At 62.6% G+C, this 24,588-nt stretch carries 27 protein-coding genes, 1 tRNA gene and 1 riboswitch; of the genes, 20 read left to right on the top strand and 8 right to left on the bottom strand.

Features of this window, described 5'->3' with window-relative positions; all coding sequences use genetic code 11:
• Positions 1 to 473 precede the first annotated feature (473 nt).
• The 8 genes from AWB94_RS08750 to AWB94_RS08720 all read left to right on the top strand — a co-directional run bounded on the left by AWB94_RS08750 (position 474) and on the right by AWB94_RS08720 (position 7,302).
• On the top strand, positions 474 to 2,936 hold the full coding sequence (locus AWB94_RS08750) for a Hint domain-containing protein (RefSeq protein WP_131805407.1): 2,463 nt from the start codon (positions 474 to 476) through the stop codon (positions 2,934 to 2,936).
• A 181-nt stretch (positions 2,937 to 3,117) separates the two neighbouring features.
• Entirely contained in the window at positions 3,118 to 3,510 is a 393-nt protein-coding gene (locus AWB94_RS34575) for a hypothetical protein (RefSeq protein ID WP_131805406.1), read from the top strand.
• Positions 3,511 to 3,690: 180 nt separating this feature from the next.
• Positions 3,691 to 4,194: a DUF4265 domain-containing protein gene (locus AWB94_RS08740; protein WP_133058215.1), complete on the top strand. Its 504-nt coding sequence runs from the start codon at positions 3,691 to 3,693 to the stop codon at positions 4,192 to 4,194.
• Positions 4,195 to 4,214: 20 nt separating this feature from the next.
• Positions 4,215 to 4,592: an ankyrin repeat domain-containing protein gene (locus AWB94_RS08735; RefSeq protein ID WP_064961391.1), complete on the top strand. Its 378-nt coding sequence runs from the start codon at positions 4,215 to 4,217 to the stop codon at positions 4,590 to 4,592.
• A 280-nt stretch (positions 4,593 to 4,872) separates the two neighbouring features.
• Positions 4,873 to 5,211, top strand: a complete 339-nt coding sequence (locus AWB94_RS08730; protein ID WP_062659410.1) for an Imm51 family immunity protein — start codon at positions 4,873 to 4,875, stop codon at positions 5,209 to 5,211.
• A gap of 92 nt (positions 5,212 to 5,303) precedes the next feature.
• The gene (locus tag AWB94_RS08725; protein WP_165605399.1) at positions 5,304 to 5,699 is read left to right on the top strand and encodes an ankyrin repeat domain-containing protein; all 396 of its coding nucleotides are present in this window, start codon (positions 5,304 to 5,306) and stop codon (positions 5,697 to 5,699) included.
• A 485-nt stretch (positions 5,700 to 6,184) separates the two neighbouring features.
• Positions 6,185 to 6,346, top strand: a complete 162-nt coding sequence (locus tag AWB94_RS35075) for a hypothetical protein (RefSeq protein WP_165605398.1) — start codon at positions 6,185 to 6,187, stop codon at positions 6,344 to 6,346.
• A gap of 16 nt (positions 6,347 to 6,362) precedes the next feature.
• Positions 6,363 to 6,439: riboswitch (ZMP/ZTP riboswitch) on the top strand.
• A gap of 17 nt (positions 6,440 to 6,456) precedes the next feature.
• Complete coding sequence (locus AWB94_RS08720) at positions 6,457 to 7,302, top strand: bifunctional 5,10-methylenetetrahydrofolate dehydrogenase/5,10-methenyltetrahydrofolate cyclohydrolase (RefSeq protein WP_062659408.1); 846 nt, start codon at positions 6,457 to 6,459, stop codon at positions 7,300 to 7,302.
• Between the two features lie 19 nt (positions 7,303 to 7,321).
• Here AWB94_RS08720 and AWB94_RS08715 read toward each other — a convergent pair whose 3' ends face one another.
• Positions 7,322 to 7,957 carry a GNAT family N-acetyltransferase gene (locus AWB94_RS08715; protein WP_084395476.1) on the bottom strand — a complete coding sequence of 212 codons (636 nt, stop codon included), beginning with the start codon at positions 7,955 to 7,957 and terminating at the stop codon, positions 7,322 to 7,324.
• Positions 7,958 to 8,355: 398 nt separating this feature from the next.
• Here AWB94_RS08715 and AWB94_RS08710 point away from each other — a divergent pair, with 398 nt between their 5' ends.
• Together AWB94_RS08710 and AWB94_RS08705 are read left to right on the top strand one after the other, a co-directional pair.
• A complete protein-coding gene (locus AWB94_RS08710) occupies positions 8,356 to 9,138 on the top strand; it encodes a maleylpyruvate isomerase family mycothiol-dependent enzyme (protein ID WP_062659406.1) in 783 nt (260 codons plus the stop codon).
• A 370-nt stretch (positions 9,139 to 9,508) separates the two neighbouring features.
• The gene (locus AWB94_RS08705; protein ID WP_062659405.1) at positions 9,509 to 10,255 is read left to right on the top strand and encodes a carbon-nitrogen hydrolase family protein; all 747 of its coding nucleotides are present in this window, start codon (positions 9,509 to 9,511) and stop codon (positions 10,253 to 10,255) included.
• Positions 10,256 to 10,298: 43 nt separating this feature from the next.
• Here AWB94_RS08705 and AWB94_RS08700 read toward each other — a convergent pair whose 3' ends face one another.
• Positions 10,299 to 11,234, bottom strand: coding sequence for an alpha/beta fold hydrolase (locus AWB94_RS08700; protein ID WP_062659404.1), 936 nt, complete (start codon positions 11,232 to 11,234; stop codon positions 10,299 to 10,301).
• Between the two features lie 82 nt (positions 11,235 to 11,316).
• Between AWB94_RS08700 and AWB94_RS35070 the strand changes: the two genes are divergently transcribed.
• The 4 genes from AWB94_RS35070 (at position 11,317) to AWB94_RS08690 (ending at position 16,235) form a co-directional block, all read left to right on the top strand.
• Positions 11,317 to 11,454: a hypothetical protein gene (locus tag AWB94_RS35070; protein ID WP_165605397.1), complete on the top strand. Its 138-nt coding sequence runs from the start codon at positions 11,317 to 11,319 to the stop codon at positions 11,452 to 11,454.
• Positions 11,455 to 11,945: 491 nt separating this feature from the next.
• Positions 11,946 to 12,956: a hypothetical protein gene (locus AWB94_RS34570; RefSeq protein WP_131805405.1), complete on the top strand. Its 1,011-nt coding sequence runs from the start codon at positions 11,946 to 11,948 to the stop codon at positions 12,954 to 12,956.
• A 923-nt stretch (positions 12,957 to 13,879) separates the two neighbouring features.
• On the top strand, positions 13,880 to 14,464 hold the full coding sequence (locus AWB94_RS08695; RefSeq protein ID WP_084395473.1) for a recombinase family protein: 585 nt from the start codon (positions 13,880 to 13,882) through the stop codon (positions 14,462 to 14,464).
• Complete coding sequence (locus AWB94_RS08690; protein WP_207626220.1) at positions 14,439 to 16,235, top strand: hypothetical protein; 1,797 nt, start codon at positions 14,439 to 14,441, stop codon at positions 16,233 to 16,235. The genes AWB94_RS08695 and AWB94_RS08690 overlap by 26 nt, the downstream gene beginning before the upstream one ends.
• A 541-nt stretch (positions 16,236 to 16,776) precedes the next feature.
• Here the strand turns inward: AWB94_RS08690 and AWB94_RS34565 are convergent.
• A complete protein-coding gene (locus tag AWB94_RS34565; RefSeq protein WP_131805403.1) occupies positions 16,777 to 17,094 on the bottom strand; it encodes a hypothetical protein in 318 nt (105 codons plus the stop codon).
• Between the two features lie 78 nt (positions 17,095 to 17,172).
• On the opposite strand from AWB94_RS34565, the gene AWB94_RS08685 reads away from it, so the two are divergent.
• Positions 17,173 to 18,222 (top strand): nucleotide kinase domain-containing protein, encoded by a 1,050-nt coding sequence (locus AWB94_RS08685; RefSeq protein ID WP_234811666.1) that lies wholly within the window; start codon positions 17,173 to 17,175, stop codon positions 18,220 to 18,222.
• Complete coding sequence (locus AWB94_RS08680; RefSeq protein WP_062659402.1) at positions 18,219 to 18,503, top strand: hypothetical protein; 285 nt, start codon at positions 18,219 to 18,221, stop codon at positions 18,501 to 18,503. Before AWB94_RS08685 ends, AWB94_RS08680 begins: the two co-directional genes overlap by 4 nt.
• Here the strand turns inward: AWB94_RS08680 and AWB94_RS08675 are convergent.
• The 4 genes from AWB94_RS08675 to AWB94_RS35065 are packed head-to-tail and all read right to left on the bottom strand — an operon-like array spanning position 18,463 to position 20,874.
• Positions 18,463 to 19,305: a thymidylate synthase family protein gene (locus AWB94_RS08675; protein WP_062659401.1), complete on the bottom strand. Its 843-nt coding sequence runs from the start codon at positions 19,303 to 19,305 to the stop codon at positions 18,463 to 18,465. The two genes, AWB94_RS08680 and AWB94_RS08675, sit on opposite strands and share 41 nt — an antisense overlap.
• Complete coding sequence (locus AWB94_RS08670; RefSeq protein WP_062659400.1) at positions 19,302 to 20,243, bottom strand: ImmA/IrrE family metallo-endopeptidase; 942 nt, start codon at positions 20,241 to 20,243, stop codon at positions 19,302 to 19,304. Before AWB94_RS08670 ends, AWB94_RS08675 begins: the two co-directional genes overlap by 4 nt.
• Positions 20,240 to 20,599, bottom strand: a complete 360-nt coding sequence (locus AWB94_RS08665; protein ID WP_062659399.1) for a helix-turn-helix domain-containing protein — start codon at positions 20,597 to 20,599, stop codon at positions 20,240 to 20,242. The genes AWB94_RS08670 and AWB94_RS08665 overlap by 4 nt, the downstream gene beginning before the upstream one ends.
• Complete coding sequence (locus AWB94_RS35065) at positions 20,596 to 20,874, bottom strand: acyl carrier protein (protein ID WP_062659398.1); 279 nt, start codon at positions 20,872 to 20,874, stop codon at positions 20,596 to 20,598. Before AWB94_RS35065 ends, AWB94_RS08665 begins: the two co-directional genes overlap by 4 nt.
• On the opposite strand from AWB94_RS35065, the gene AWB94_RS08655 reads away from it, so the two are divergent.
• Positions 20,858 to 21,859 (top strand): nucleoside triphosphate pyrophosphohydrolase family protein, encoded by a 1,002-nt coding sequence (locus AWB94_RS08655; protein WP_165605395.1) that lies wholly within the window; start codon positions 20,858 to 20,860, stop codon positions 21,857 to 21,859. The genes AWB94_RS35065 and AWB94_RS08655 overlap by 17 nt on opposite strands.
• Before the next feature lie 279 nt (positions 21,860 to 22,138).
• Here AWB94_RS08655 and AWB94_RS08650 read toward each other — a convergent pair.
• Positions 22,139 to 22,224, bottom strand: a tRNA-Leu gene (locus tag AWB94_RS08650).
• Between the two features lie 216 nt (positions 22,225 to 22,440).
• Here AWB94_RS08650 and AWB94_RS08645 point away from each other — a divergent pair.
• The 3 genes from AWB94_RS08645 to AWB94_RS34095 form a co-directional block, all read left to right on the top strand.
• Complete coding sequence (locus AWB94_RS08645) at positions 22,441 to 23,874, top strand: FhaA domain-containing protein (protein WP_062659397.1); 1,434 nt, start codon at positions 22,441 to 22,443, stop codon at positions 23,872 to 23,874.
• A gap of 94 nt (positions 23,875 to 23,968) precedes the next feature.
• A complete protein-coding gene (locus tag AWB94_RS08640) occupies positions 23,969 to 24,436 on the top strand; it encodes an FHA domain-containing protein FhaB/FipA (RefSeq protein ID WP_024455484.1) in 468 nt (155 codons plus the stop codon).
• Positions 24,433 to 24,588, top strand: a 156-nt coding sequence (locus AWB94_RS34095; protein WP_420092474.1) for a PP2C family protein-serine/threonine phosphatase, incomplete at its 3' end; no start/stop codon positions are given. The genes AWB94_RS08640 and AWB94_RS34095, both read left to right, overlap by 4 nt.

Raw genomic sequence — 24,588 nt, 5'->3', positions numbered from 1 at the left:
GCACCGCCCGCTCACGCAGCTCCGGCGGGTACCTCCTCGACGAACCACCTGACATGACCCCATCCTTCCCAAAAAGGGAAGCATCCGGACACACCGGGGCGACTCATAGGTCGTCCGTGCGTCTCGCATGTAGAGAACTTGGACGGCTCATTTCTTGTCTCGAATCGGTGGGCCGCGTGGTTGTTGCGCGTGTCGAGCGAGCAGACCGGTACGTGGAGTGCTTCGACCTGGCGCACAAAATGTTGCCTGACATGCGCCGATGACGCGCGAGTCAGGTAAATGCGCCCGGCGTTTCCGCTGTTTAAGGCCATGCTTTGCGGGTTCGCATCCGCCGGTGATCACACCTTCAACCAACACGGATTGATTGCTGTGAGCTAGATCACCGTTCGGTTTTGGTGCTGGTTCCCGACTACCCCTTTCAGATGCCCGTCGTAGCTGGCGGGCGATGTTGATGACGTAGGGGGAATTGGGTCGTGGGGGATTTTCTGCCGGGTGACCGGTCGTGGTGGGCTGTACGTCGGTGGTGGCCGGTGGCGGTGGCGCTGGTCGTCACGGTCGCGTTGACCGTCGGCGGGCAGCACTGGTTGACCGACTCTGGCCGCTCAGAGGCTGCCCGTGCATCGGTTACCTCGCCGGCACAGCGGTTTGCCGACGCCGCGCTGGCGGCATTCACCGGATCAACCACGATGGCCATCCCTGCCTCGGCGTTGACTCCTGCGCAGCGGTCATCGGGTTTGCCGGCTGATCCGGTGGCCGGGTTGACCTCGAACACGCCGGCCGGGCCGGTGCAGGTGGTCCTCCCGGCTGGTTTGGGCGCCGCCCAGACCACCACAGGTGGGCAGGTGGTCTACCCCGACACCGGCGCCGGGTTCGACTTCCTGGCCGAGAACACCGGCACCGGCACCCGCACCGTGGCCCGCATCGCAGGCCCTGCTGGGGTGCGGATGGTCACCACCTTCGTGCGCACCCCCGCCGACACGGTGATGCTGGCCCACACCAACGGCTACCTGACCATCAACCGCGCCACCCCGACCGCCGAAACCGTCGGCATGTTCTCCCCCGCCGAGACCCGGGATGCGACAGGCAAACTGGTGCCCTCTTCCTATGTGGCACGCCAGCTTCGCCCGGGCCTGTATCAACTCTCGGAGGTGATCGACCCGCGCCCGGACACCGTGTGGCCGGTCTATGTCGACCCGCCCCTGCACGTCGGCGCTCTGGGTGGGGCACCGCTGCCGGCGGGGTTGTTCGACTCGATCACCTCGACCATTAGCAGCGCCGCGGACGCGGTCGGTACCGCGGTGTCCACGGCGGCCTCGGCGACGGTGTCCGGGGCCAAAGCGGTGGGCACGTTCGTCAAGAACAACCCGATGGAAACCGCGATCATCGTCGCCGGCGCGGCGGTCGCGGTCACCGGTGTGGGTGGTCCGGCCGGGGCGGCCGCGATCGCGGCCGCCGTCGCCAACGTCAGTGCCGCCGGGTTGCAGATCGCCTCGGAGGCGATGCCGGATAACAAAGCCCTCGGGGTGGCCTCCACGCTGGCCGACGCGGCCACCATGTTCACCCCGACCGGGGCGGCCAAGAAGATCGCCGAAGAAACAGCCGAGGTGGTCGCCGAACAAGCCCTCAAACACAGCGACGACATCATCGACGCCGCCAAAGTCGTGCCCAATCCGGCACAAGTCCGCGACGAGATCACCGCCGCCGGCGCGGCCGCCAAACCACCCCTGCCCGGCGTGGAAACCCCGAAGGTCCCCAACGCGCCACCGGCGGTCAAAGCGCCCGAACCACCGACAACACCGCTGACACAACGGGTTCCGTGCGCAGGCCAGTCCTTTAGCCCCGACACGCTGGTGCTGCTGGCCGATGGCACCAAACGCCCCATCGCCGGCCTGCACGTCGGGGATCGGGTGTGGTCCACCAACCCCGACACCGGACAGACCGGCGGGCAGCTGGTACAGGCGGTGCTGGTCAACCACGACACCGATCTGCTCGACCTGACCGTCACCAACCCGGCCGATGTCACCTCCGTGGTGCACACCACCGCCAAGCACCCGTTCTACAGCCCCACCCGCACCGAAGCGCGGACGGCTGGAGCTCGAGTCACGGGTTTGGCCAACACCACCGGCACGGCGGCCGCACCGCAGGCCGGCTGGGTCGACGCCCAAGACCTACGCCCCGGCGATCAGTTGGCCACCCCATTCCGGGACAGCGTCGCCCACGTCGCAGGCAGCACACCGGTATCCGGCACAGCCGACATGTGGGACCTCACCATCGAGACCACCCACACCTTCTACATCGCCACACCCACCGCCAACGTTCTGGTCCACAACTGCCCTTCTGCGACCGGGCCGCCCCACTTCTCCGAGGATGGTGTATCGCCGGCGGCATCGGCCAAGCCATCATTACCCGAGGTTCGCGCTCAGAGAGGAGAACCGCAGGCGCCCAAGGAATTCATCCCGCCGACGAATCCTCCTCAGCATCCGCCAACCGAATTGCCACCGGGTTTCAGGCTGAGGGAAATGCCGCGTCCTACCGCAATGTATCCACGCGGCTACTGGAAGATTGAGAACGACTCAGGACAGCCAATCGATCCCTCAACGATGAAGCCGCCTTCCAACGTTACAAAAGCGCAAGCGCGTTCAAGGACACATGTGGAGTACCCAGAGTCATCGGCGAGGACAGAATCGTCGCCAGCCGAGAGCGGTCAGAGATCTCGACCATCCACTCCCGCTGAACAGCGTGAAGACCAAGCCGCCCGTGTCCAAGAGGTCACCGATAAGCAGCGCGACCGTGCTAGCAAGGAAGCTCAGTCGGCGTCGCAACGGTCTGACCCCAGTGGTGGGCACGACTCAGATCATGGCAACTCTCATGACCGCGGGGGTAAGAAGACCAAGAAACAAAAGACAAGCAAGAAGCACCGTAAAGGGCAGAAGTGAAGAACGGTAACCGTATTAGTCGAACGACGCAGATTCGCGCACAGTTTGACAGACCTGCCGCGGTCAGGGGTTTTCATGCCTTCGGGTATCTCAACCATGGGGCTCGACCTAGCATACAATCGATCGAGAATAGACGTGGGCGGCGACTCATTTCAATGATGCAATTAGACCGTGGACGGGTGTGATGTTTGGTATTTCTCCTGACGAAAATTTCGATTTTCTCATCGGGAAACTGCTGCGACAGATGTGCTTTGGCGAAAATGAGTTAGTTCTCCGATTTGATGACCCGACCATCGATCTGAAAGGGGTTTCTGACGTTCCGCAGATTGTATGCGTCATTGAGGCTGATATCGAGGTCATTACCCATGTTCGTGGGAGCAGATTGGCGGAAAGTGCGCTCTCGCTTGCCGGTGATCTCGTAAACCTGCTCGGAAAGCGTATCCAAGGTGTAGAAACCAAACCTCGTGCCCTATCCCTAAAGTTCGATAATGAATACACGCTGGTACTTCACGATTCGGAAGAACATTATGAATCTTTCAGTATCCGATACGGCGACCGCACGATCGTAGTCTGAGGAGTCCAGGGCCTTAGCGCACAATCGCCCGAATCTCAGGTTCGACTGGATACGGCTGATCACCACATTCGTGGGGACCCTGGCCCCCTCGGTGATGCTGGCCCACACCAACGGCTACGTGACGATCAACCGCGCCACCCCGACCGCCGAGACGGTCAGCATGCCTGGAGGGACTAATCATTGATCGATCGAGAAGGCGTTGAACATGAGTTCGCGGATTCGCGCGGAGAATCGTACCGGCGCATGGCCTTCAACCTGCCTTTAGAGGACGATGATCCGGAGCATCCGTGGCCTCCGTACGCAGTTGAGACCATGTGGGTTGAAGCGCTTGGCGAAAATCGCTACCGGGTCGAGAACATTCCATTTTTCGTCAAACCTCTCGCCGTAAACGACGTCGTGCGCGGCCACCCATCAGGCTCTAATAGCGCCGTGGTTTGGTTTTCGGATCGACTCGAATGGTCAGGGCGCTCAACTGTCCGGGTCATCTTCTTTTCCCATGCAGACCAAATCTTGGACGCGCTGGTTGAGATGGGGTGTTCTTATGAGAGATTGCGCCAGATTGTAGCAGTTGATATCCCTTCAGGTGCAGTCGTCGATCAAGTCCATGCATTTCTGTCGGACAAGCAGGCTAGCGGGGACCTGGATCTTGAAGAAGCATGTCTACCTGACCGCTTTCTGCGCTAGTACGGAAGGATCTCTCCCACATGGCTCGCACACCCTTGCACCAAGCGGCAGTCCGGGCAACTCAGGACAGTGTCCGCCACACGATAGGCGAAGGTTACGACGTCAACGAACCCGACGCCGACGGACTCACCCCTCTGCACATGGCCGCCATCAACAACAATTACGGCGCTGCCAAGACACTTCTCGAAGCCGGTGCTGACGTCGATCCCCAAGACAAATGGGGCAACACGCCGCTCAATCGAGCTGTCTTCGAGGAGGACACGGACGATCTTGTGCCGCTTCTCGTCGACTACGGCGCAAACCCCTCCCTCGAGAATTACCACGGACACAGTCCCTTGAGCGAGGCTGAGCGCTACGGGAAGGCGGATTGCTTGTCCATGTTCAAAAACGCCACCTAGCAAGCAAACCCGTCCGGTGTGCCATCCCGACCACGACGAGCAGCGGCTTACGCACAGCAGACCCTGCCTCGTTCCTATAACGAGGCCGATCGTTTCTTTCTCTGCGATCGGACCCTATGCAGGTTCATTGCTCGACGTGGCCTCGTCCGGGGCGGCCAACTACACCCGATGCCAAACCTGACGGTGCACCCCCCTACTTTGGGAGTCGTGCAACCACGCCATGACGTGCGCCGAAGCCTGGTGCGGCCAACCGTAACTAGAGACAAGGAGCGCCAATCTCGTGGAACCATTCGACCTCTTCGAGGACGAAGATACCGACTACCAACTCATCCTCAACACAGATGACGATCTTCCCGTCGACGACGCCGTGGACGCCGCTGGGCACATACCCAACGGCCATTTTTGGACTGCGGTCGCCCGATACCTGATAGGTCAGAACCAACCAGCCCTAACTGACACCATCGAATTCGATCCCGAGGCTGGCACTTTCGCCGCCTACGGAGACCGCGACAGCCTCATCCAACTGCACGCCCTCATGCTCCCCGCCGTCACCGATCCCCACACCATCACCACGCTCCTTGATGCCGCGGCTGCCCAAGGGAACGACCTCTTCACGTAACGGCCATCACCAAGAGACATCGCAAAACAGACGGTCAGCCTTCAGGCTCCCCTAGCGCGGCTGACCACGAGATGGATGAGCGGGGAACCACCGTGGCAAGAACACCGTTGCACGCCTCGGCTGCGTACAACTTCGTCGATGACTTACGGCGCGAGATAGCAGAAGGCTACGACATCAATGGGGCGGACGAAACCGGCTTCACGCCCTTGCACTCAGCCTGTTTCCAAAGCAGCTACGACACGGCCAAGGTGCTCCTGGAGGCCGGTGCGAGCACAAGCCTCCAGGACAAGTGGGGGAACACGCCACTCAACTACGTCGTCAAGAACAACGAAAACAGCCTCAGGATGGTGACTCTTCTCCTCGAGTATGGCGCTGACCCGACGATCGAGAACAACTACGGACACTCCCCTCTACGCAACTCGAAACGGATGCAAGGCACAGAACAGCTCATACCGCTACTTGAATCCGCAACAAGAAAGAACACCTGACACGCGGCCGCTGGCAGCGCCCACGCTCTAGGAGAACCAACCATGGAGGACGTCAGCAAGTTCCTCGTCGGCCGTACCGATGAATACACGAATGCTGCCGAAAGGCCCACGGGCACAGTGTCAGTACCATCAGGCAGGCTGCAGATCGTCGATCCCTTAACCGGCGGCAGCCGCGGATGTGTGTTGTGGGTACCACCCGGACAGCACCGAGCATGGATCACCTATGTCCACATCGAAGGCCATGGCTGGTGCCCGGCCTACCTGTCCATCGGATTCACCGACGCCCAGCCAGCCACCGTCGCGTTCGCCGACTTCCTCGTCGTCCCGCCTATCTCGATGGTCACCGGCGCGGTCACTGGTTCCGACACCGGCATGATCGCCGTATACGACGCCGACGCCAAGATCGACCCCCCCCCCCAAAAAACTGGCCCAGGCCCTGCTGGTGGACTTGGACGTTCTCAGCCGGACACCGATCGGCGCTACCAATGTCGTCACCGATCCCCGGCGCCTATGTCGTGGCGTGCCGCACCGGACGCGACGGGGCGTTTCCCATCCTGGCCACCCGCACCGCCGCCGGAGATCTCACTGCCATCCACATCGACTTCTACTGGGTCGATTTCGATCCCGGCGACGATTTTCCAGACTGATCGGCTCCGCTATGATGATTGTTGACGCGACTGGCGCAGGTGGGACACCACCGGGAAGCAAAACGCGAAGCATCGACCGCCTGGGTGCTCCTCTCCAATGAGGAGCCGGTGTGAGCGCAGACGTTATTGACGATAAAGCCGTCGCCAACCAGATCTTGGTCGACACCGCAGTGCGCGCTGAGCAGTTCACCCAGCGCACCGGAAGAAGGCCATGTCTGGCGACCGTGCTGGTGGGTGACGCCCCTGCCTCACACACCTATGTGCGGATGAAGACCAACCGGTGCCGAGATGTCGGCCTAGATTCCCGCGCCCATCATCTCCCCGACGTCGTAACCACCAGGGAGGCAGTCGAATTCGTCGCGGAGCTCGCCAGCGACGCCACCGTCGACGGCATCCTGGTCCAGCACCCACTGCCCACCCAAGTCGATGAACGTGAGGTGTTCGAAGCCATCACCCCAGCCAAGGACGTCGACGGTGTGACGGGCGCATCGTTCGCAGCCATGGCTCTGGGTGGCAAGGGCTTCACGTCCTGCACTCCCGGCGGCATCATGAGGTTGCTCGACGCCTATGACGTCGATCCCGCCGGGCGGCGTGCCGTCGTGATCGGTCGCAGCCCGATCCTCGGCAGGCCCGTTGGAATGCTGCTCCTCGGCCGTGACGCAACGGTCACCTATTGCCACTCCAAGACGGTTGATCTCGCCCGAGTGGTCAGCGACGCCGACATCGTCATCGCTGCCGTCGGCCGCCCAGAGCTCATCAAGGGCAACTGGATCAAGCGCGGATCCGTCGTCATCGACGCCGGCTACAACCCAGGCAACATCGGCGACGTCGAATACACCGCAGCCGCTCAACGCGCCGGGCTCATCACCCCGGTGCCCGGCGGAGTAGGACCGACCACCATCGCCGTCCTGCTTGCGCAAACCGTCGAAGCTGCCGAGCTGAGTCAAATATGTTGACAAGAAAGCATTTTGACACTTAACGATCTAACAGTTCGACCAGGCACTCAGCGCCCATGATCACGGGGCGGTGGCGTCGGCGGACTGGTGAGGCCAACCAGGCCTCCCGGTCCAGCTGGTAGACCCGTTCGGCGTAGGTACAACCGTGCTCAGTGATGTCATGGCGATCGATGAGGCGGTAGCCCAGTGCGGTCGATACCTCGATGCTGGCGCGATTGTCTTCGAGCACCCACGATTTGGCCGACTCTGCGCCCAGGTGTGTGAAAGCCAGCTCGAGCACCGCCGCACGCGCCCGCGTGCCGATACCCTGGCCTTGAAACGGCCCAAGCAGCCACGACGTCGTTCCCACGACGCGGTGCTGCGGCCACTGGTCGAATCCGGACAAACTCTGCAAGCCCACCGGCTCTCCGGCGACCATCACGGCGAGGTCAAGCGTCCAGCCGGGGCCGCAGGTGAGGTCACGATTGGCCTGCACCCGTGCGATCCGTTGCTGGGCGATCTCATGAGGTGTTCGGCCCGCAATCCAGGTTACGAAGTGCGCCTTGTCTGGTGGAAGGACCGCCCCGGGTTCTGCGGCACACCGCGCGAGCTGGATGAGCTGCTCATCAGTGGGCGGTTGGAGATGGGCACCGTCCAGTATCAGTAACAGTGTCATCGGCTTTCGAGGTTACCTCCCTCGATGTCACTCCCGTGCACGAGCAGTTGGACAGTTCGTTCCGCCGTGGTCAACGACGCACGGAGCAGAACCGACCCTGACCGCAGGAACACGGTGCTGTCCAGCTCAGAGGTATCGGTCATCAGTCCGCTCGCAGCACTATCGACCGCCCGCGCCACCTGGAATCCGCCAGGTGCTCGGCCGTACACGACGTGAGCAGTCACGACTCGATGATGCAGTGCGCCGCCGACAACGGAAACCCATTTAGACCCCGTTGAGGCGGGATTGGCTGAGCCGGCCACATTCGCAAGGGATGAGACCGACCGCAACCAACATACATCTTACGATCGCCTTAGATAACACTTATTTTTCTTATTTTGTGTGTAGAGTCGGTGCGCGTGGGGCAAAGCGATGGAGAGGGCAATGACGGGGCGCAGCGCGGCCAGGAGTCGCTGCTCCTGCCGATCAGCGACGCGGGCGAGGCATACCGACTGATCCTCGAACGTGTTGATGCGCTGGTGCGCGGGCGCTCCGGGATCGCTGATCGGGCGGTGCCGGCTTGTCCCGGCTGGAATATCCGACAGGTGGTTGCGCACCTGGCTGGAGTTGCCCAGGACATCGTTGCGCTGAACTTGGAAGAGAAGGGCACTAGTCCTTGGGCGGACGCCCAGGTCGCGCGTCTGGGCGGACACGGCATCGACGACTTGCTCGACATGTGGCGGGACTCGCTCGACGAAGTGGCGGCGAACCTCGCTTTTGCGTCGGATGCTGGGGTATGTCAGCTTGTATTCGACACCCTGACCCATGAGCACGATATCCGCGGCGCGCTGAAAGAGCCGGGTTCGCGCGCAGGCGATCTCACGTTCAAGGCGGCCCTAGGGTTCGTGACGACGATGGGTGACCGGTTCATCCGGCAAGCTCGACTGCCCGCGCTGCGGTTGTGCACTCCCGCCATCGGCTCGGTAGAACTTGGTGACTTCCACACTGCGCGCGATCATCTCGCACTCAACATCTCCGATTTTGAGGCCCTGCGTTCCTTCGGCGGTCGACGCAGCGTTGGGCAACTGCTGGCCCTCCCCTGGGACGGCGATCCGACGAAACTCATGCCCGTCTTCACCGACGTGCTTCCTGCCTTCACCAACGGCGGCTTACGACCTCCGGTCAACGCCCTAGTCGAGTGATTCGCAGCGCAGTGCCAAGGCCCTCCATCGATCACGCAGGCAAACGCTCGTCTGGCGCTGGGCTCACCGAACAAGGTGCGTGCTGCCCGCGGAGTCAGCCACGATTCGGCTCCATATCCGTCGCTGACCGGAGTATCAAGAACGACCGTTTGGCCGCCGCCGGGTGGATTTGGGCCTTCGCGGCGGCGCAGCGGCGGCACTTGTTCAACAAGCTCCTCGGGCCACCCTACTTCTGCCTGCACCACCGGCATTCATTCGATGAAATGCAGGCGTTCCCGCGGCCGATCAGCGCTACGCCGCCTAGGGGCTGCAGGAGGAAAGCGCCGATGATGACCGCGCCAATGCGCCCGCGAGCAGCGATAATGGGCCGGTGGATATCGAGTTATCTATCGCGGTGGCTCAGCCACACACCGCGACAGGCGCAGTGGACGCCAACGTCGATGCCCACGCCGCGCTGATTGATCAATCCCGTGCACGTTTGGTGGTGTTTCCGGAGCTGTCCCTGACTGGTTACCAGCTGGATACAACGCCGATCGACATCGCCAGTGATGTTTTGGGACCGCTGGTATCAATCTGCGCGGCAATGGGTTCCGTCGCTTTGGTAGGCGCACCCGTGCTATCCAACGGACGCCACTACATCGCGACCGTGCTGGTCGATTCCAGCGGTCCCAGCGTGGTCTACCGTAAGACCTATCTCGGCGACGACGAACAAGCGCGGTTCTGCCCAGGACCGGGGCCGCAAGTGATCGACCTCGACGGATGGCGCATCGGTCTGGGAATATGCCGCGACACTGGGGTCGACGAACACATCAACGGCACAGCACAACTCGGCGTTGACCTCTACGCCTGCGGCGTCGTTCATCACGAATGGGAACTTGCTGAACAGCAACGCCGTGCACGCAACATCGCAGCGACCTGCCGCGCTCCGGTGGCCATGGCCAGCTTCGCTGGCCCGACCGGCGCAGGTTATCTCACCACCGCAGGCCACTCGGCGATCTGGTCAGCAGAGTCGACGCTGATCGTCCAGGCTGACCACCAGCCCTCTCAGATCGCCCGCACCGCACTCATCCGCAAACCTGCCCAAGCAGCCCCGACACGAAACACAATTGACTCTTAATCCCATCAGAGGTCTAGACAATGCGGACGGACCAGATGTTGACTCACTCTTGGGGATCGCAGGGAGGGTCGGTGTTCACGGACCAAGTGTTCAGAACGTCATTGATCGCTTCGGTAATCGCTTGGGGTCGATCGAAGAGCATGTTGTGGCTGGATTCGATGATCCGGTGTTTGCCGCGAGCCGCGTTGTGCGCAACCTGCTGATGACTTTTTATGATGTCGGCATGGGTTTTTGCCCCGCCTAGGGAGGTTCGCGCAGCACTCAATACGATGGCTGGGATGTTGGGAAAGCTGGTTCGAGCTGCGGTAGTGGTCAGATCGTCGATCCAGCCCTGGGTTTCGCGGGCTCGGCTGCGGGTAGCGGCGACGGTAAGTTCGTAACTCTTAGCTTCGTCCGCATAGGCGCCTGGGAGCATCGAGTCGACGAGAGCCCTTGTGATCCAGCGGGTTACGCCAAGGTGTGCCAGTGCCTGGATACCGCCTGCATAGAGGCGCAAGGAGCGCCGATATGCAGAGCCGCGTAAGGCGGGCATGTCGGCCCACACTCCGTCGACGAGGACCAGTCCAGCGATACGGATCGCCGGACTGGCGGTGGCCGCTAGGTGCGCGACGATCGCCGCTCCTAGGCTGTGCCCCACGAGGATCACCTTGCTGGACGGCTGATCAGCTGTAGCGGCAACAATCATCGCGTGGAGATCTTTTGCCATGCGCGCGACGGTGCGCGGTTCGAGATCGATGTCGCTGCGTCCGTATCCGGCGCGGCAGTAGACAATCGTGCGCACGTGCGTCGCCATATGCGCTTGGACAAGGCCCCAAAACGTATGTGCCGAGCCCAGCCCCGATTCGAAGACCACGACGGTATCTGGATGCTCATCGCGCGTAGGAATTGCTGTCATGTACTGCAGCTTGCGCCCATCCCAGGTGTGAGCGAATGCGACCGAACCGAATGCGCTTACGCCGGACGACGGCTGCGTGCTCACTCCTCGACACATGCGGTCGAGAGTAACAACAGATTGTGGAAATACTAAGAATATAGCCGTTCTAATATTAGGTCGTGCAGCGATGGAGAGGGCCAATGACGGGGCGCAACGCGGCCAGGAGTCTCTGCTCCTGCCGATCGGCGACGCGGGCGAGGCATACCGACTGATCCTCGAACGTGTTGATGCGCTGGTGCGCGGGCGCTCCGGGTTGCGCGTGTAGGGGGCATGAGCGGCGCCGGTGTTTCACTGTCGGGTGGGCCGATCGGGTCCAGGTGCGTGTGCGGTGACCGTACTGGTCAGACCGCGACGTATCGACAACTCAGCCTCGCCGCGAGCAAACATTGCAGCCGAAGAGAGGCGGTGTTCGCGGGTCTCGCCGGGGTCGCGGTCGACCTCAATGAGAGCCGATCGCGGGTCTGCTCCGATCAGGATCGCGGAGCGGCCAATAGGGGCTGACCACGGAGCTTGTTCATGTTTTCGGCGTGCCGGCTTTGTGTGGTGGTTGATGGTGTGCGGCGGGCTGTGTTCGTCCAAGCCGAGGGGGTTCACAATATGTGAGTGATATGTCATTCAGTTATGTGTAGGGTGTGCGATTACGTGTACTGATCGTTGCGTGCAGCCCTGCTGATGACTGGGGGCTGGACTGTGAGCCTGGGGGGGCGAATCTCTTTGGTAAGGACGCGAGGGCCCGCGCGCGGTCTGCGGCGCGCCATGGCCGCCTCAGGTGTGGTGGCGGTGGTGGTGGCCGGGCTGGTCGTCACCACCACGGATGGCCCGGTGGTCGGGGTGTCGGCGTTGCCGGGGGCGACCGCGGACCCGACCGGGCCGACCGGTGGCCCTGGTGGTGACGGCGGCCTTAACGGAGGGCAATTCCAGCCACCTCAAATGCCCAGTCCGCCAGGGGGTTACAACGGCGGCTCCTATCCGCAGCCCGGGCAATCGGACTACGGCGTGGACATCAACTCCCCGGCCGCGCAAGCACCGGAGTACAGCCAAGCCCCGCCATACCCGCAGCAAGCCGGCCCGCAACAGCAACAGCCGGCACACGGGACACAGCCACCTAACTATGACGCCCCGCTGCAACAACAACCGTCCGCGGCGCAACAGCCATCAGCGCCGCAGACCGCTGCCCCGCAGCAGCAGCCGCAGCCCAACCAGACACCGCAGGAGACCCAAGCGCCCTCGCAGCTGCCCGAGCAACAACCTTCACAACAGCCGCGTATGACGAACGAACCGACAAACGCTCCAAGTCAAAGTGCGGCACCCACGCAAGAACGCGATCCTTCTCGCCAGAGAATACGAAAGGTAACGTGCGACCTAAATAACCCGGGCGACTGTAGGCCGGACGACGCTCCCCGCAAGATGAAGCAATGCGAAACCGACCCCGCAGTGCCGGACACGGCGCTTATCATAGTGTTCTACGGCATGGGAGGCGTCACGCTCACCTGCGGCGACTACTTCCATATTCTACGAGAGCACTTCCAACAAAACGTTACCGACGAAGACCGGACCAACTTTCTTCAATGCGTCTCGAAAACGCTATTCTCCGGTCAGGAATGGGAAAGAGCTAAACCGCCAAATATTGGCAGGAAGTTTCAGAACCCGACGACAGGGGTTTGGGGCTACGTGAGTGTCCGCCCCGACAAGACTATCTCGACCGCCCTTACAAGCGGTGACGGTAAAGATTGGGGTGGATGTGCAACACATGGATTCTTCTCCTGACCACGAACCAACGACTGTCACCGCTCCACTACGGTCGGCGCCAACGAAAAGGAGGCGCCATCTGTCGATTTTTCGCGCCGCGTCAGCCGCCTTGACAGCATTTTTTATCGGAGCCGCGATCGGTGCAACCGGGTATGCTTATCACATGGGTGCGACTCCTAATTCTAACGCCAAATCGAACACGGATAAGGCTGACCAAATCGAGCAGCGTCAGGGCATCGCTAGAACACTTACGTCGAACTATATCGACGGCATAAATTCGGGACAAATAGAGTCTCTGAAGACTTTCTTGTCAGCTTCGGCATATTCGGATGTTGAAAATTCTAATAAAAGTAACGTTCGTAGTCTAATCCAGACTATGGGGCCAGCTGTCATCAATCATTTCGAGCCCATGGTTATCGGCATGGACTCCGTCGGAGGAATAATTTCGCTTACTTTTGGTCCCGGATCCTCTTCTGAGGATTGGCAGTTTGCGTATTTCCAATGTTCTCGAAGCAGAGAATCCTGGCAGCTTGACGGCATGTGGCTGCTTGTGAAGCCGTAAGCGATGTAGGTACGCGGTCTGGTTGAGCCACCCAGGGCAGGGCTGCTATCCGCTGCCGCCGTGGCGGATAGCCGTCGGGCAAATCAGGCCGGCGGTTGTCAGGTTGGCCGGAGGTAGGGTGCTCACCGCGGCATACGAAGAGATCGCCAAGATGGCCGCCGTACGTAGATCCACGTAGTTCGTCGGCCGTCGTTGACGGCATCGGCTGGAAGTCACGCGGCGGGCGACTACCGAGTCTGTCTCGTTTCTAGAGAAACGAGACAGGCCCTAGCGGGGCCACACACCCTTCGGATAGTCGCTGGTCGAGTTGTCTCATTTCTTGTCTCACACCGCGTGTCTCAGATCTGCGTTGTCGGTGGCGAGTGAGACAGTTCCGGGTATGGCAGCGATCTTGGGCTACGCCCGCGTCAGCACCACCGGCCAAGACCTCAACGCCCAGCGTGCCGCATTGGTGACCGCCGGCGTCGATCTCGACCGGTTGTTTACTGATGAGCTATCTGGCGCCGTCGGCACTCAGCGCCCCGGTCTAACCGCGCTCCTGGATTACGCCCGGGCTGGCGATGTCGTGGTGGTGGCCGCGATCGACCGCCTAGGGCGGTCAGCCGCCGAAGTCACCCGCACCATCGCCGACCTCGATAACCGACAAATTCTTTTGCGCGCCTTAAGAGAAGGGGTCGATACCGCTACACCGACGGGTCGTGCGGTGGCCGGAATCATGGCGACTCTGGCTGAACTCGAACTCGAACTTGGCCGCGAACGCCGCGCCGCATCTCGCGCGTCGCGCCGCGATCGCCAACTACCGGCCACAAAGCCCCCCCAGCTAAACCGCGAACGACAGCGCCAACTTCGGCGTTTGGCAGCGACAGGTGAGCCAGTCGTCGAACTTGCTGCCGCTTTCGGTATCAGTCGGGCGACCGCTTACCGGTATCTCACCAATCATGAAGAGAGACAACAGAATGCCTGAACGAGCGGCGGACGACACTCACGAGAAATCATCCGAGCGCGGTGAATCGACCCACGAAGACAGCGCACTTCGACCTCCTCAGACGCAGGAGGAAAGCCCTCTGGGCAAGGAAACGCCGACGTCCGGCCTGGTCTTGCCCTCCTGGTATGACAACAGCCATCTCGAGGCTGCGTTCGCCTCGGCGCCCGCGCCCGGTAAGCGATGGACACGCTGGTATGACCTGCCATATGTGGTGCTTCGCTGGTGTGCCGGTGCAGGTCGGCGCCACTTACTTCCGCGCTGGATGCACCTGCGCGTCGTGAAGCTCATCAACCTTATCCACCTGTTCAACACCCATGATCGCCATAAAGCTTGGAGCCGAGACGATCCCCGACACAACGTCACCGTCCCCGATGCCGAACACGTCACTGTCCCGACCCTGTGGGTGGTGGAACTGTTTCCACCCAGTGTGGCCGCGGAGCTGCGAAGGGTAGTGAAGACCTTTGATGCCGGCATCCGCGTCCTGGGGGACTCCCCGGCGGAAACTGTCCTCTCAGAGTCCCGCGCAGGTCAGGGATACAGCTGGTTCCGGCTGGCTTCAATCAAGGCGCCCCACTCCTCAGCCATCGTCCCGGAAAGCCGGACGCGGCGCCTGCCCGACCCCTTCTGGTTGGTCGAGCTGACAGCACTGCAACTCGGTACCGGCCTCACCGCGGTGGTAGCGCAATTCCATCTCACCGAGTCCGCGTCGACCGACCTGGACCGCGAGTGGCATCGCGATCACGAACCTCGGATCCGCCGGCAAGGCAGACGCCTGACGACCGAGGATCGTGAATGGAGCGCTTATAGCCACACCCAGCAGGTGCGAAGGCATACCCATGACTTGGCTCGCCAGTGGGTGAGCCGACACTGCCCCGGCGTCTTCGCCGCGGCTCGCGAACCGCAGCCCCTAATGGATCTGCTCATCGTGGAAGAGCACAAGCTGGGCCAGCGTCCCCCACGCGCCAACGCTTCAGCGCTACGTGCCCTTGGCCTTACCACGCATCACTACCTGATCGCGTCTCCCGATGTTCCGCAGTTGGCGGTCAATCGGGCGGATCCAGGCCTATGTCCGAGTCTGGGCACCTCCCGATCGTGGGCGTTGTGGGGGAACCGCACGGAGGTCGCCCAAGCTCGAACCGATCTGTCGATGTACGGCGGTGAGGCGGACACCCCGCGCGCCATTGGGCGCGCCGTCAGCGACGACATCCGTGATTTTTTGATCGCATTGTCGGTGACAGAGATGATCGACACGCTGCAGTCGCAGTACGCAAAAGTGCGTGACACCGCACGGCGGCAACCTGATTCGTTTTCGACGCGCTATCTTAAGGTGCTACGCCGAACCTTGCTGACGTTGAGCATCGATGTCGCATCGTGCAAAGTCGACGTTCCGGCATGGTGGGAGCGCGCCGTGCGGGACATCGCCCGATTCGGATTCTTCTATCTCAACCACCATTCCTCCGACGGCGTCCCCGACGAGGAGCTGGAGCTCGAATTCGACGTCACCGAGCGACTCCGAGCTGGTCACACGGCCGACTTGGCCGTCCTCGCCGAGGCCGACCGCACCATCCGCGACATCCTGGCAACGGTCGCCTCTCTCGGCGCCGCCCGCGACACTCACCGCGTCGGGCTACTTGCACTACTCGTCGCAGGGTTGAGCCTCATTATCGCGACGGTGACGCTGCTGTTTACAGCGCCGGGAACCGGATCTATCGCCGATCACATCTGGCACTGGCTGGAACTTGCTCCCTAGGTTCCTTGATGCTGTGCCTTCCGCTCGGTTCTCGGAGCCGGGCAATTAAGAGACACCGGGCCGGAACTTACGCACCGCTATCTGTTTGTTAGCCAACAGCTTTCAAGTGCGAAGCGCTGAAACTGGAGCATTTGTGCGGTTGACGAGAGGGTCGCGTCCAGTCGCTGCGCGAGTCGATTCTGGTCTCGGGTGATGCACTCGCCGATCCACGGCTGCCTTCACTACGGGGGACAGCCTCCAATCTAGCGGTAGTGCCCGGCTGCGCGATCGCGGTGATCAACTTGCTCAGCAATCCAAATCGTAATAGGTGCTTGACGTTTAACGCCGTGCGCAGTGAGTTCTTTCTCTAATTCGGCGGTCATCAATCCTCGAAGGTCGGCGTTGACCGGCGCACTCCCGGGGACGCCGGACCCGTGTGGTGACATGTCCTCACTGCCGTTGATGGGTATGCGAAATCGACGGTGGCGATGACTGAAGCACGGGTGGTCACGCATCCTCTAGCGGCGGGATGGTTCGGCTTCGGCAGGCGGCGTCGGCGCTATCAAACATCCCCTTTCGAGACAGTCCGGCATAGCGCCTTCAGCTCAGCCCATCCAGTCTTTTCGGCGGTTCGAAAGTATGTGGCCCCGCGCGGACCGGGTGACCGGTGAACCTCTTCCAGAATCCCTGCGGTGAAGAGCCGCTGAATAACGGGACGCACCAGGCTATCCGGAAGGCTGGTCGCGACCGCGATTCGACGCGTGGTGAATTCGTCGTTGTTGCGAATTTGGGCGATCGCTCCCACCACTGCCACGAGATGGCGGTTGTTGAACAGCGCTGCCGATCGCTCGGCATGTCCGTTCCCATAGGAAAGCGTCACACGTATACAGTGACACGTGTAGCGAATAACGTCACGCAACAAGAGGGGCGTAAATCGATGGCGTCAAGGTCTCATCAGATGGCGTTTGACGGTGTCGGCGATGATGGCTTGATGACGCGGTGCGATGTGTACCGACCGGGGCCGGCGGTGCGCGTAAGCGGAGAAGTCTTCGAAACCACCCCAGTGTTCGACACGTATTGGAAGTTTGCAGCGCGGCGCCAACGGGTCTACGAGTCACGATTGGCCGGATCCCCTGGCCCTTGGACCACAGATCCTGTGCTGCGCAGCCACCGATTTACGAACTGCTACAGAGCCGCCGACCGCGTAAGCCAGTTCCTCATCCGCGATGTCGCATACGCCGGCTCCCAGCGGCCCGATGAACAGATATTCCGTGTCCTGCTTTTCAAGCTTTTCAACAAGATCGACACCTGGCAGTTGCTAACCCAGCGACTGGGCTTTCCTACGTTGGATCAGTTCGATGTCGACATGTACGGCGATGTTCTCGACGAGGCGTTCGCACAGGGACGCCGCCTGTACTCGGCGGCCTACGTCGTGCCCCCACCGCGGTTCGGTGCGGACCGCAAGCACCGCAACCATTTACGGTTGCTGCGGTACATGCTGGACACGCACATGGTCGACCATTTGACGAATGCTGACACCATGAGAGACGCTTTTACTGTTCTCAAGAGTTACCCCGCCATGGGCGACTTCTTGGCCTTTCAATTCCTCATCGACATCAACTACAGCACCGCGTTGAATTTCGACGAGATGGACTTCGTAGTGGCTGGACCTGGTGCACGTGACGGCATTCGAAAGTGCTTCGGCCCCTCGAGCGCAGGCAGGGAACAGGCGTTGATCGAATACATGGCCGCGTCCCAGGACGAACACTTCGCACGGCTCGGCCTGCCGTTCGGGGGTCTGTTTGGCCGGCCGTTGCAGCTCATTGATTGTCAAAATCTCTTCTGCGAGGTGGACAAGTACGCCAGAGTGGTGCATCCCGACGTGTCGGGTTACAGCGGCCGGACCCGGATCAAGCAGAAGTTTCGCCCGGTACCTACTGCAGTGTCGGCGTGGTTCCCGCCTAAGTGGCGGCTCACCCTTCCCGCGCTCCGCACCGTCTCGGCGTGACCGTCAGCGCCACCCGCTACGATCTGCCCCAGATGAAGCGAGAGGAGCATTCGACCGTGGATGCAGACATCGTCAAAGACCGCGAATTCATGATGGTCGCCGCGAGCCTGGAGCGCCTTGCAATTCGGGTGGAGAGCCGGTTCAACTCGGACATGACCGAGTCGGCCGACGACCCTGTAGCCGGAGTGGAGCTCGTCAATTACGCCCGTGCTTGCCTGTCCGTACTCGAGGATCCTGCGGTCAGTGCACGGCTGCTGGCAGCGTCGCCTCATCGCTGGTAACAGCCTCCTGATTGAGATCCTGCCGAAGCGCGGTTAACGCAGCGATACGGTCCTGGCGTAGGTGGTCGGCGTGGGCATGGCCGACCACGACAGTGAGGTGTCCCGCTGTGAGCCCCGCCTGCTCGGCCAGATAGCGCTGCAACCGCGCGATGCCGAGGTAATTACCCAGGCCCCGCTGCATCAGCCATTGCGAGCGATAGTGAGCCACCGCATGCAGCAACGAGCAATCATGCTGAAATGACAGGAACGACAGGCACGGAAAACCCATCGGTGACGTGTCTAGGCTCGGCTCGAACACCGGAATGCCGGCCGTGATCGGCTCTGGGGCATCCGCTGGAATCTCCAAAGTTGCTTCGTATCTGGCGCGCTTGGGCCCGTCGGTGCTCAGTTCGACGTTCAGTGCCGAAACGATGCGCTGCAATTGGTTCGTCGTCGTGCCGGCGGCACCGGGATATGCGACCAGCCGCAGGAAATAGGTGCCGTTGCGGTTGTTGCGGTCGAGACGCTGTAGCTCCGGGAAGACCCGCTCGTAGCGGACACCCAACTCGGTGGCGTCCGGCGTCTGCGCCGCCATCGCTGCAGGGAAAATCGTGTTGGCCACAGTCGCCACGCTCGGTAGCTGCACTTCGTTCAAGAGATCCGAAGCGGCACGGTGGATGCGTGGAGACCCGTCGAGGGAGGCATCGACGATGCGGGTCACCGTGTGGAACGCCTTGCGGTGCGGCTGCGCAGCCACCCACAGAATGCTGTCCAGCCACCCAGCCGCCAAGTTAGGAGCCTCGATGTAGCAGAAGTCGGTCACAACGCACCTTCCGTCGCCTGCAGCAGCGAATTATCGACCTGCCTGTAGATCCCCCGCGGACGCCCTGACACTCTGATGGAGTACTGCATCGAGCCCCCGGTGAGAATTACCCTGGCGTCACCCTCACCGGGATCGCCGCAGCGCACCGCCCACCCGCCTGCAACCGAACCGAGGATCTCTGCGGGGCCCTCCACTGCACATTCCTCGCCGATCTCGGTCGGAAGCATCATGATGTCGCCCGGCGAGGCGACTGACGCTGAGGTGTAGGCGGGCGCCACCGTCAGATCCCAGACGTCAAGCCCCCGGGTCGACGTGATGCCGTCCCCGGCAAGCTGGCGCTTGAGCACCGCCGGTGACACCGCAGCCCAGCTCCGGGCCTGCGCCTGGCTGATCAGCTTCAGCACACCCAGGTGGCGAACAGTCGCGGCGAATGTGGTGCCCAGCCGCAGGGCGAGTTGATAGACCTGAGCAGGGGCACGCGGAGCGGTCATACCCATCTCGCTGCACACCGCTACCACCGCGCGGCGCGGCATGAGAAACCACGACGCGAACGCCTCGGCCACTTTCTCCTCATCAGACCAGCCACCTCGCCTCGTCGCGCGCAGCGACGCCGACGGATTCTCGGCATCGGCGCCGGATTCGATCGACGACTGATGGCCAAACCGATGATGTCCGAGTTCGTGGGCGGCGGTATGCCGGCGCACAGCTCGGGTGAGCGCATTGTTGACCATGATGCCCGGACCAGTTGTCGCGCCGTGCAGGTACACGCCGAACAATGTAGGCAGCGGCTGGTACATCAACACGACGCCCGCTCGGTCGATGGCGGCGCCTACGTCAACCGGTCCCGCCGTGGCCTCGACCCCGAGGTCACCGTGCGCTTGTGCCGCAGCGATCGCCGCTACCCGGTGGGCGTTCTGCCAGGTGATCGTCACGGTCATCGTGTCCCGGTACGGCGGACGTGCTGGAGGTACTCGGCGAACTTGAGGATCTCGCGGTGATCGGCGGCCGTGAGGTCGGTCAGTACCCGCCCCAGAGCCACGGGAATGTCAGTCGGCCCAGACTCAGGTGCCTCGACGCCAAGGAAGTAGCTCGGAGGGTACTGATACAGGCGCGACAGCTTGCGAAGTTCCAGACTGTCGACCTTGCGGTTGCCGCGTTCGATCTCGGATATCGCTGAACGGGGAATTCCCGTCATCGACGTGACGTGCTGCTGGGAGAGCCCGAGGTACTCCCGAACCTCACGAAGTCGGCGTGCCAAGGCTTGCTGGTCGAACTCAGTGCCCCCGGAAGTCATGCGGTCGCCTGTCCCGACTGTTGGCCCTCAAGTTGGCGAACCACAGCTTGTGCGAATCCGTGCACTGACAGAAGCGACTGCGCGGTTTCCTCGGTGGCAGGGAGCACGACCCCGACAGCATTCTGCACCAGCACCAGAATCTCAACCGCCAGAAGGGAATCCAGAGGCATCTCCTCGCCCAGGGCGATGAGTTGCGCGCGCAACTCGGTGACCGTGAGATCTGCCCGCTCGGCGAGCAACTCCAAGATCAAGTCCACGATGTCAGCTTCGGTCATACTCGACCTCCCTGTTGGGTTTTCAGACGGCCTGATCGATGGTACAACATTGTTAGGGAAACGGACCGACTGTCGGAAAAGCGAACAGGAGCACGCCGTGGAATTCGACGCTTACCAGCTCAAAGCCTTCGGTACCGCCCAGAAGCGGCACCCCGGCGACCAGCCACTCGAGGCGACGCGGCTGATGGTGTACTTGCTGGGACTCGCCGGTGAAGCCGGGTCGGTAGCCACCACCTATAAGAAGCACCTTCGCGACGGTGACGCGTACGGCGGCTGGAAGAAACAGCTGCGGGAGGAGCTCGGTGATGTGCTGTGGTACGTAGCGGCGATCGCCACCGAAACAGAACTCGACCTCGATGACATCGCAAAGGCCAACCTGCACAAGACACAGTCGCGGTGGCTCCCTTCAACCAACTACCAGCTCGACGCTGCTGCCCCGCCCCATGAGCAGTTGCCACGGTCCGGCACGGTGGACTTTCGCCAGACGCTCAATTCCGACGGCCGACCTGAGGTCACCGTGTGGATGGACGGCCGTCAGCTCGGCAACCCCCTCACCGACAACTCGTTCGACGACGACGGGTACCGCTTTCACGATGTCTTCCACCTCGCGTATATGGCGATCCTGGGCTGGTCCCCTCAGTTCCGGAAGATGTTGGGGCGCAAGAGGAAGTCGGACCCACAAATCGATGAAGCCGAGGACGGCGGTCGCGGTATCGTCACCGAAGAAGGCCTAGCTCACTTCGCGTTCGCCTACGGCGCCCAGCACAACCATCTCGAGGGCATCGATCGCATCGATCAGCCGTTTCTGGACTCCATCGCCATGATGACCAACACCTTTGAAGTCGGCGCCCGCACGGCCGCGGACTGGGAGCTGGCGATACTGGAAGGACACCGCATGTTCCGGGAACTACGCCGCCATGGGGGCGGCTCGGTGGCCTTCGACGCTGACCAGCGCGTCCTAGTGTTCACTCCGCCGCCGACGTAGGTCGATGCGTCGGAGTCACTAGGGGCATTTGCGTACTGGGGGCCTACCCATTGGGGATGGGCCGTACAAGAACTTCGAGGCGACGCCCGCAGCGCTCCGACCGACGGGCGCGGAAACGCTGCGAACGATGACAGGAGCGGCCCGTTCCCGGGACTTGTGCGCTTACGTCCCGCGGTCGACCCCAACATTGATCCATGAGTAGATCGCGGTGCCAAACACAAAGGTCACGACCTCTTTCGAGTTCGTGACCTTTGCGCTTGCGGTTTGTGGAACCGCTCGTGGTGGGCGAAGGGGGACTTGAACCCCCACGTCCCGAAGGACACTGGCACCTGAAGCCAGCGCGTCTGCCATTCCGCCACTCGCCCGAATGACCGCGCAACCGTATCACCACAGCGCCACCGGACCCAAACCGCGAGATGGGGATCAAGATCACGCGCCCTGACCTGCCGCTACCCGATTCTCAGAGTTCTGTTGGTCACGCATCCCAGCAGTGGGCCGATAACATGCGTGTGAGCAGTGTGGCCACAGCGACACGCGAACACGCGGGGGCCGGGCACGACGACAACAGAAGGGGCGGTGCGATGGGTCTGGCAGACCGTATCGAACGTCGCCTCGAGTCGACCGTCGGCGACGCTTTCGCCCGGGTCTTCGGTGGAACCATCGTTCCCCAGGAGGTCGAAGCGCTGCTGCGCCGTGAGGCCGAGGCCCACGCCCGCGAAGTCGGCGGTGGCCGCATTTTGGCCCCCAACGACTACGTCATTACGCTCAGCGACACGGACTACCAGAACGTAAGCGCCGATCCGGAACGGACGTCGTCGACATTTGCCAGGCACCTACGAGGTTTCATTCATGACCAGGGATGGCAAACGTATGGTGATGTGGTCGTCAGGTTCGAGGCCGCATCGACGCTGCACACCGGACAGTTTCGTGCCCGTGGAGCGGTCAACCCCGACTCGTCCACCGGCACGCCCGTCCCAGCACAGCACGACCGCCCGTCCACCGCACAACCAGGAGTACCAGCGATGACCGACAACCCGAGCTACCGCGGCCAGGGACAGGGGCGGCCCGGCGACGAACAGTACGACGAGCGCTACCGCCAGCAGGAGGAGCAGCAGCGCAGCGGCTACCCGCCCGAGCACGGTGCCCACCCGGATCAGGGCGGATACCCGCCGCGCCAGGGCGGCTACCCCGAGCAGGGCTACCCGCCGCCGCCCGCCCCGCCGTCCTACGAGCAGCGTCCGCCGGCCGGATACGGCCAGCAGCCCCCCGCCGGCTACCCCGACCAGGGCTACCGTCCGCAGCCGCCGGCCGGTTACCCGCAGCCGCCGGCCTCCCCGCCGCCCGGTTACGGCGAGTACGACTACGGCCGCCCGCCGGCCCCGCCGCGCCCGGACGAGGGCTACGGACGCCCACCCGCTCCCCCGGCGCCGCCTTACGAGCAGCCGTCGTACCCGGACCAGGGCGGCTATCCCGATCAGGGTGGCTACGGTCGCGATTACGGCCGCCAGGACTACGCCGCGCCCGCCGCACCGCCGGCCCCGGACTACGGCCGCTACGGTGAGCCGCCCGCGGCCCCCGGCTACCCGGACACCGGCTACGGCGAGCCCGAGGGCTACGGCCAGGGCTATGGACAGCCTGCCGCCCAGCCCGGGTACGGCCAGGACTACGGACAGGGTTACGGTGCCGAGCCCGCGGGCCCCGGTGCCTACGGCGGCTACGCCGGCGCAGGCGCGACGGTGACGCTGCAGCTCGACGACGGCAGCGGCCGCACCTACCAACTGCGCGAGGGCGCCAACGTGATCGGCCGCGGACAGGACGCCCAGTTCCGGCTGCCCGACACCGGGGTGTCGCGCCGTCACCTGGAGATCCGCTGGGACGGTCAGGTCGCGCTGTTGTCGGACCTGAACTCCACCAACGGCACCACGGTGAACAACGCCCCGGTGCAGGAGTGGCAGCTGGCCGACGGCGACGTCATCCGGCTGGGCCACTCCGAGATCATCGTCCGCGTCCACTGAGCGGCGCCCAGCTGGCACTTCGCCCTCAAGCCGACGGGCGCCCCAGTATCGTGACGGTGCCGATGATCTTGAGACGAGGCGGAGAGGACGTCAGATGCAGGGGCTAGTTCTGCAGCTGACACGGGTCGGTTTCCTGCTGCTGCTGTGGCTGTTCATCTGGTCGGTATTGCGCATCCTGCGCACCGATATCTACGCCCCGACCGGGGCGGTGATGGTCCGTCGCGGGCTGGCACTGCGGGGATCGCTGCTGCCCAACCGGCAGCGGCGCCACATCGCCAGGCACATGGTCGTCACCGAGGGAGCGCTGGCCGGTACGCGCATCACCCTGGGCAGCCAACCGGTGCTCATCGGGCGCGCCGACGACTCGACGCTGGTGCTCACCGACGACTACGCGTCGACACGGCACGCCAGGCTGTCCCCACGGGGCTCGGAATGGTATGTGGAGGACCTAGGATCGACCAACGGTACATACCTTGACAGGGCGAAGGTGACGACGGCGGTAAGGGTTCCGATGGGGACGCCGGTACGAATCGGCAAGACGGTAATCGAGTTGCGGCCGTGACATTAGTTCTACGGTATGCGGCGCGCAGCGACCGCGGGCTGGTGCGCGCGAACAACGAGGACTCGGTGTACGCGGGTGCCCGGCTGCTGGCATTGGCCGACGGCATGGGCGGTCACGCCGCGGGCGAGGTGGCTTCCCAGCTGGTGATCGCG

This window comes from Mycolicibacterium canariasense, assembly GCF_002101555.1.
In the GTDB taxonomy this organism is placed as follows: Bacteria; Actinomycetota; Actinomycetes; order Mycobacteriales; family Mycobacteriaceae; genus Mycobacterium; species Mycobacterium canariasense.
Note: the sequence above shows the minus strand (reverse complement) of the source record. Positions and strands in the feature narration are given on the sequence as shown.

Excerpts from the sequence above, each read along its gene's own strand:
- AWB94_RS08735 (WP_064961391.1), top strand. The coding sequence starts at position 4,215 with ATGGCTCGCACACCCTTGCACCAAGCGGCAGTCCGGGCAACTCAGGAC.
- AWB94_RS35075 (WP_165605398.1), top strand. The coding sequence starts at position 6,185 with ATGTCGTCACCGATCCCCGGCGCCTATGTCGTGGCGTGCCGCACCGGA.
- AWB94_RS08715 (WP_084395476.1), bottom strand. The coding sequence starts at position 7,957 with ATGACACTGTTACTGATACTGGACGGTGCCCATCTCCAACCGCCCACT.
- AWB94_RS35070 (WP_165605397.1), top strand. The coding sequence starts at position 11,317 with ATGGAGAGGGCCAATGACGGGGCGCAACGCGGCCAGGAGTCTCTGCTC.
- AWB94_RS34570 (WP_131805405.1), top strand. The coding sequence starts at position 11,946 with ATGGCCGCCTCAGGTGTGGTGGCGGTGGTGGTGGCCGGGCTGGTCGTC.
- AWB94_RS08695 (WP_084395473.1), top strand. The coding sequence starts at position 13,880 with ATGGCAGCGATCTTGGGCTACGCCCGCGTCAGCACCACCGGCCAAGAC.
- AWB94_RS08690 (WP_207626220.1), top strand. The coding sequence starts at position 14,439 with ATGAAGAGAGACAACAGAATGCCTGAACGAGCGGCGGACGACACTCAC.
- AWB94_RS08685 (WP_234811666.1), top strand. The coding sequence starts at position 17,173 with ATGGCGTTTGACGGTGTCGGCGATGATGGCTTGATGACGCGGTGCGAT.
- AWB94_RS08670 (WP_062659400.1), bottom strand. The coding sequence starts at position 20,243 with ATGACCGTGACGATCACCTGGCAGAACGCCCACCGGGTAGCGGCGATC.
- AWB94_RS08665 (WP_062659399.1), bottom strand. The coding sequence starts at position 20,599 with ATGACTTCCGGGGGCACTGAGTTCGACCAGCAAGCCTTGGCACGCCGA.
- AWB94_RS08655 (WP_165605395.1), top strand. The coding sequence starts at position 20,858 with ATGTCAGCTTCGGTCATACTCGACCTCCCTGTTGGGTTTTCAGACGGC.
- AWB94_RS35065 (WP_062659398.1), bottom strand. The coding sequence starts at position 20,874 with ATGACCGAAGCTGACATCGTGGACTTGATCTTGGAGTTGCTCGCCGAG.
- AWB94_RS08645 (WP_062659397.1), top strand. The coding sequence starts at position 22,441 with ATGGGTCTGGCAGACCGTATCGAACGTCGCCTCGAGTCGACCGTCGGC.
- AWB94_RS08640 (WP_024455484.1), top strand. The coding sequence starts at position 23,969 with ATGCAGGGGCTAGTTCTGCAGCTGACACGGGTCGGTTTCCTGCTGCTG.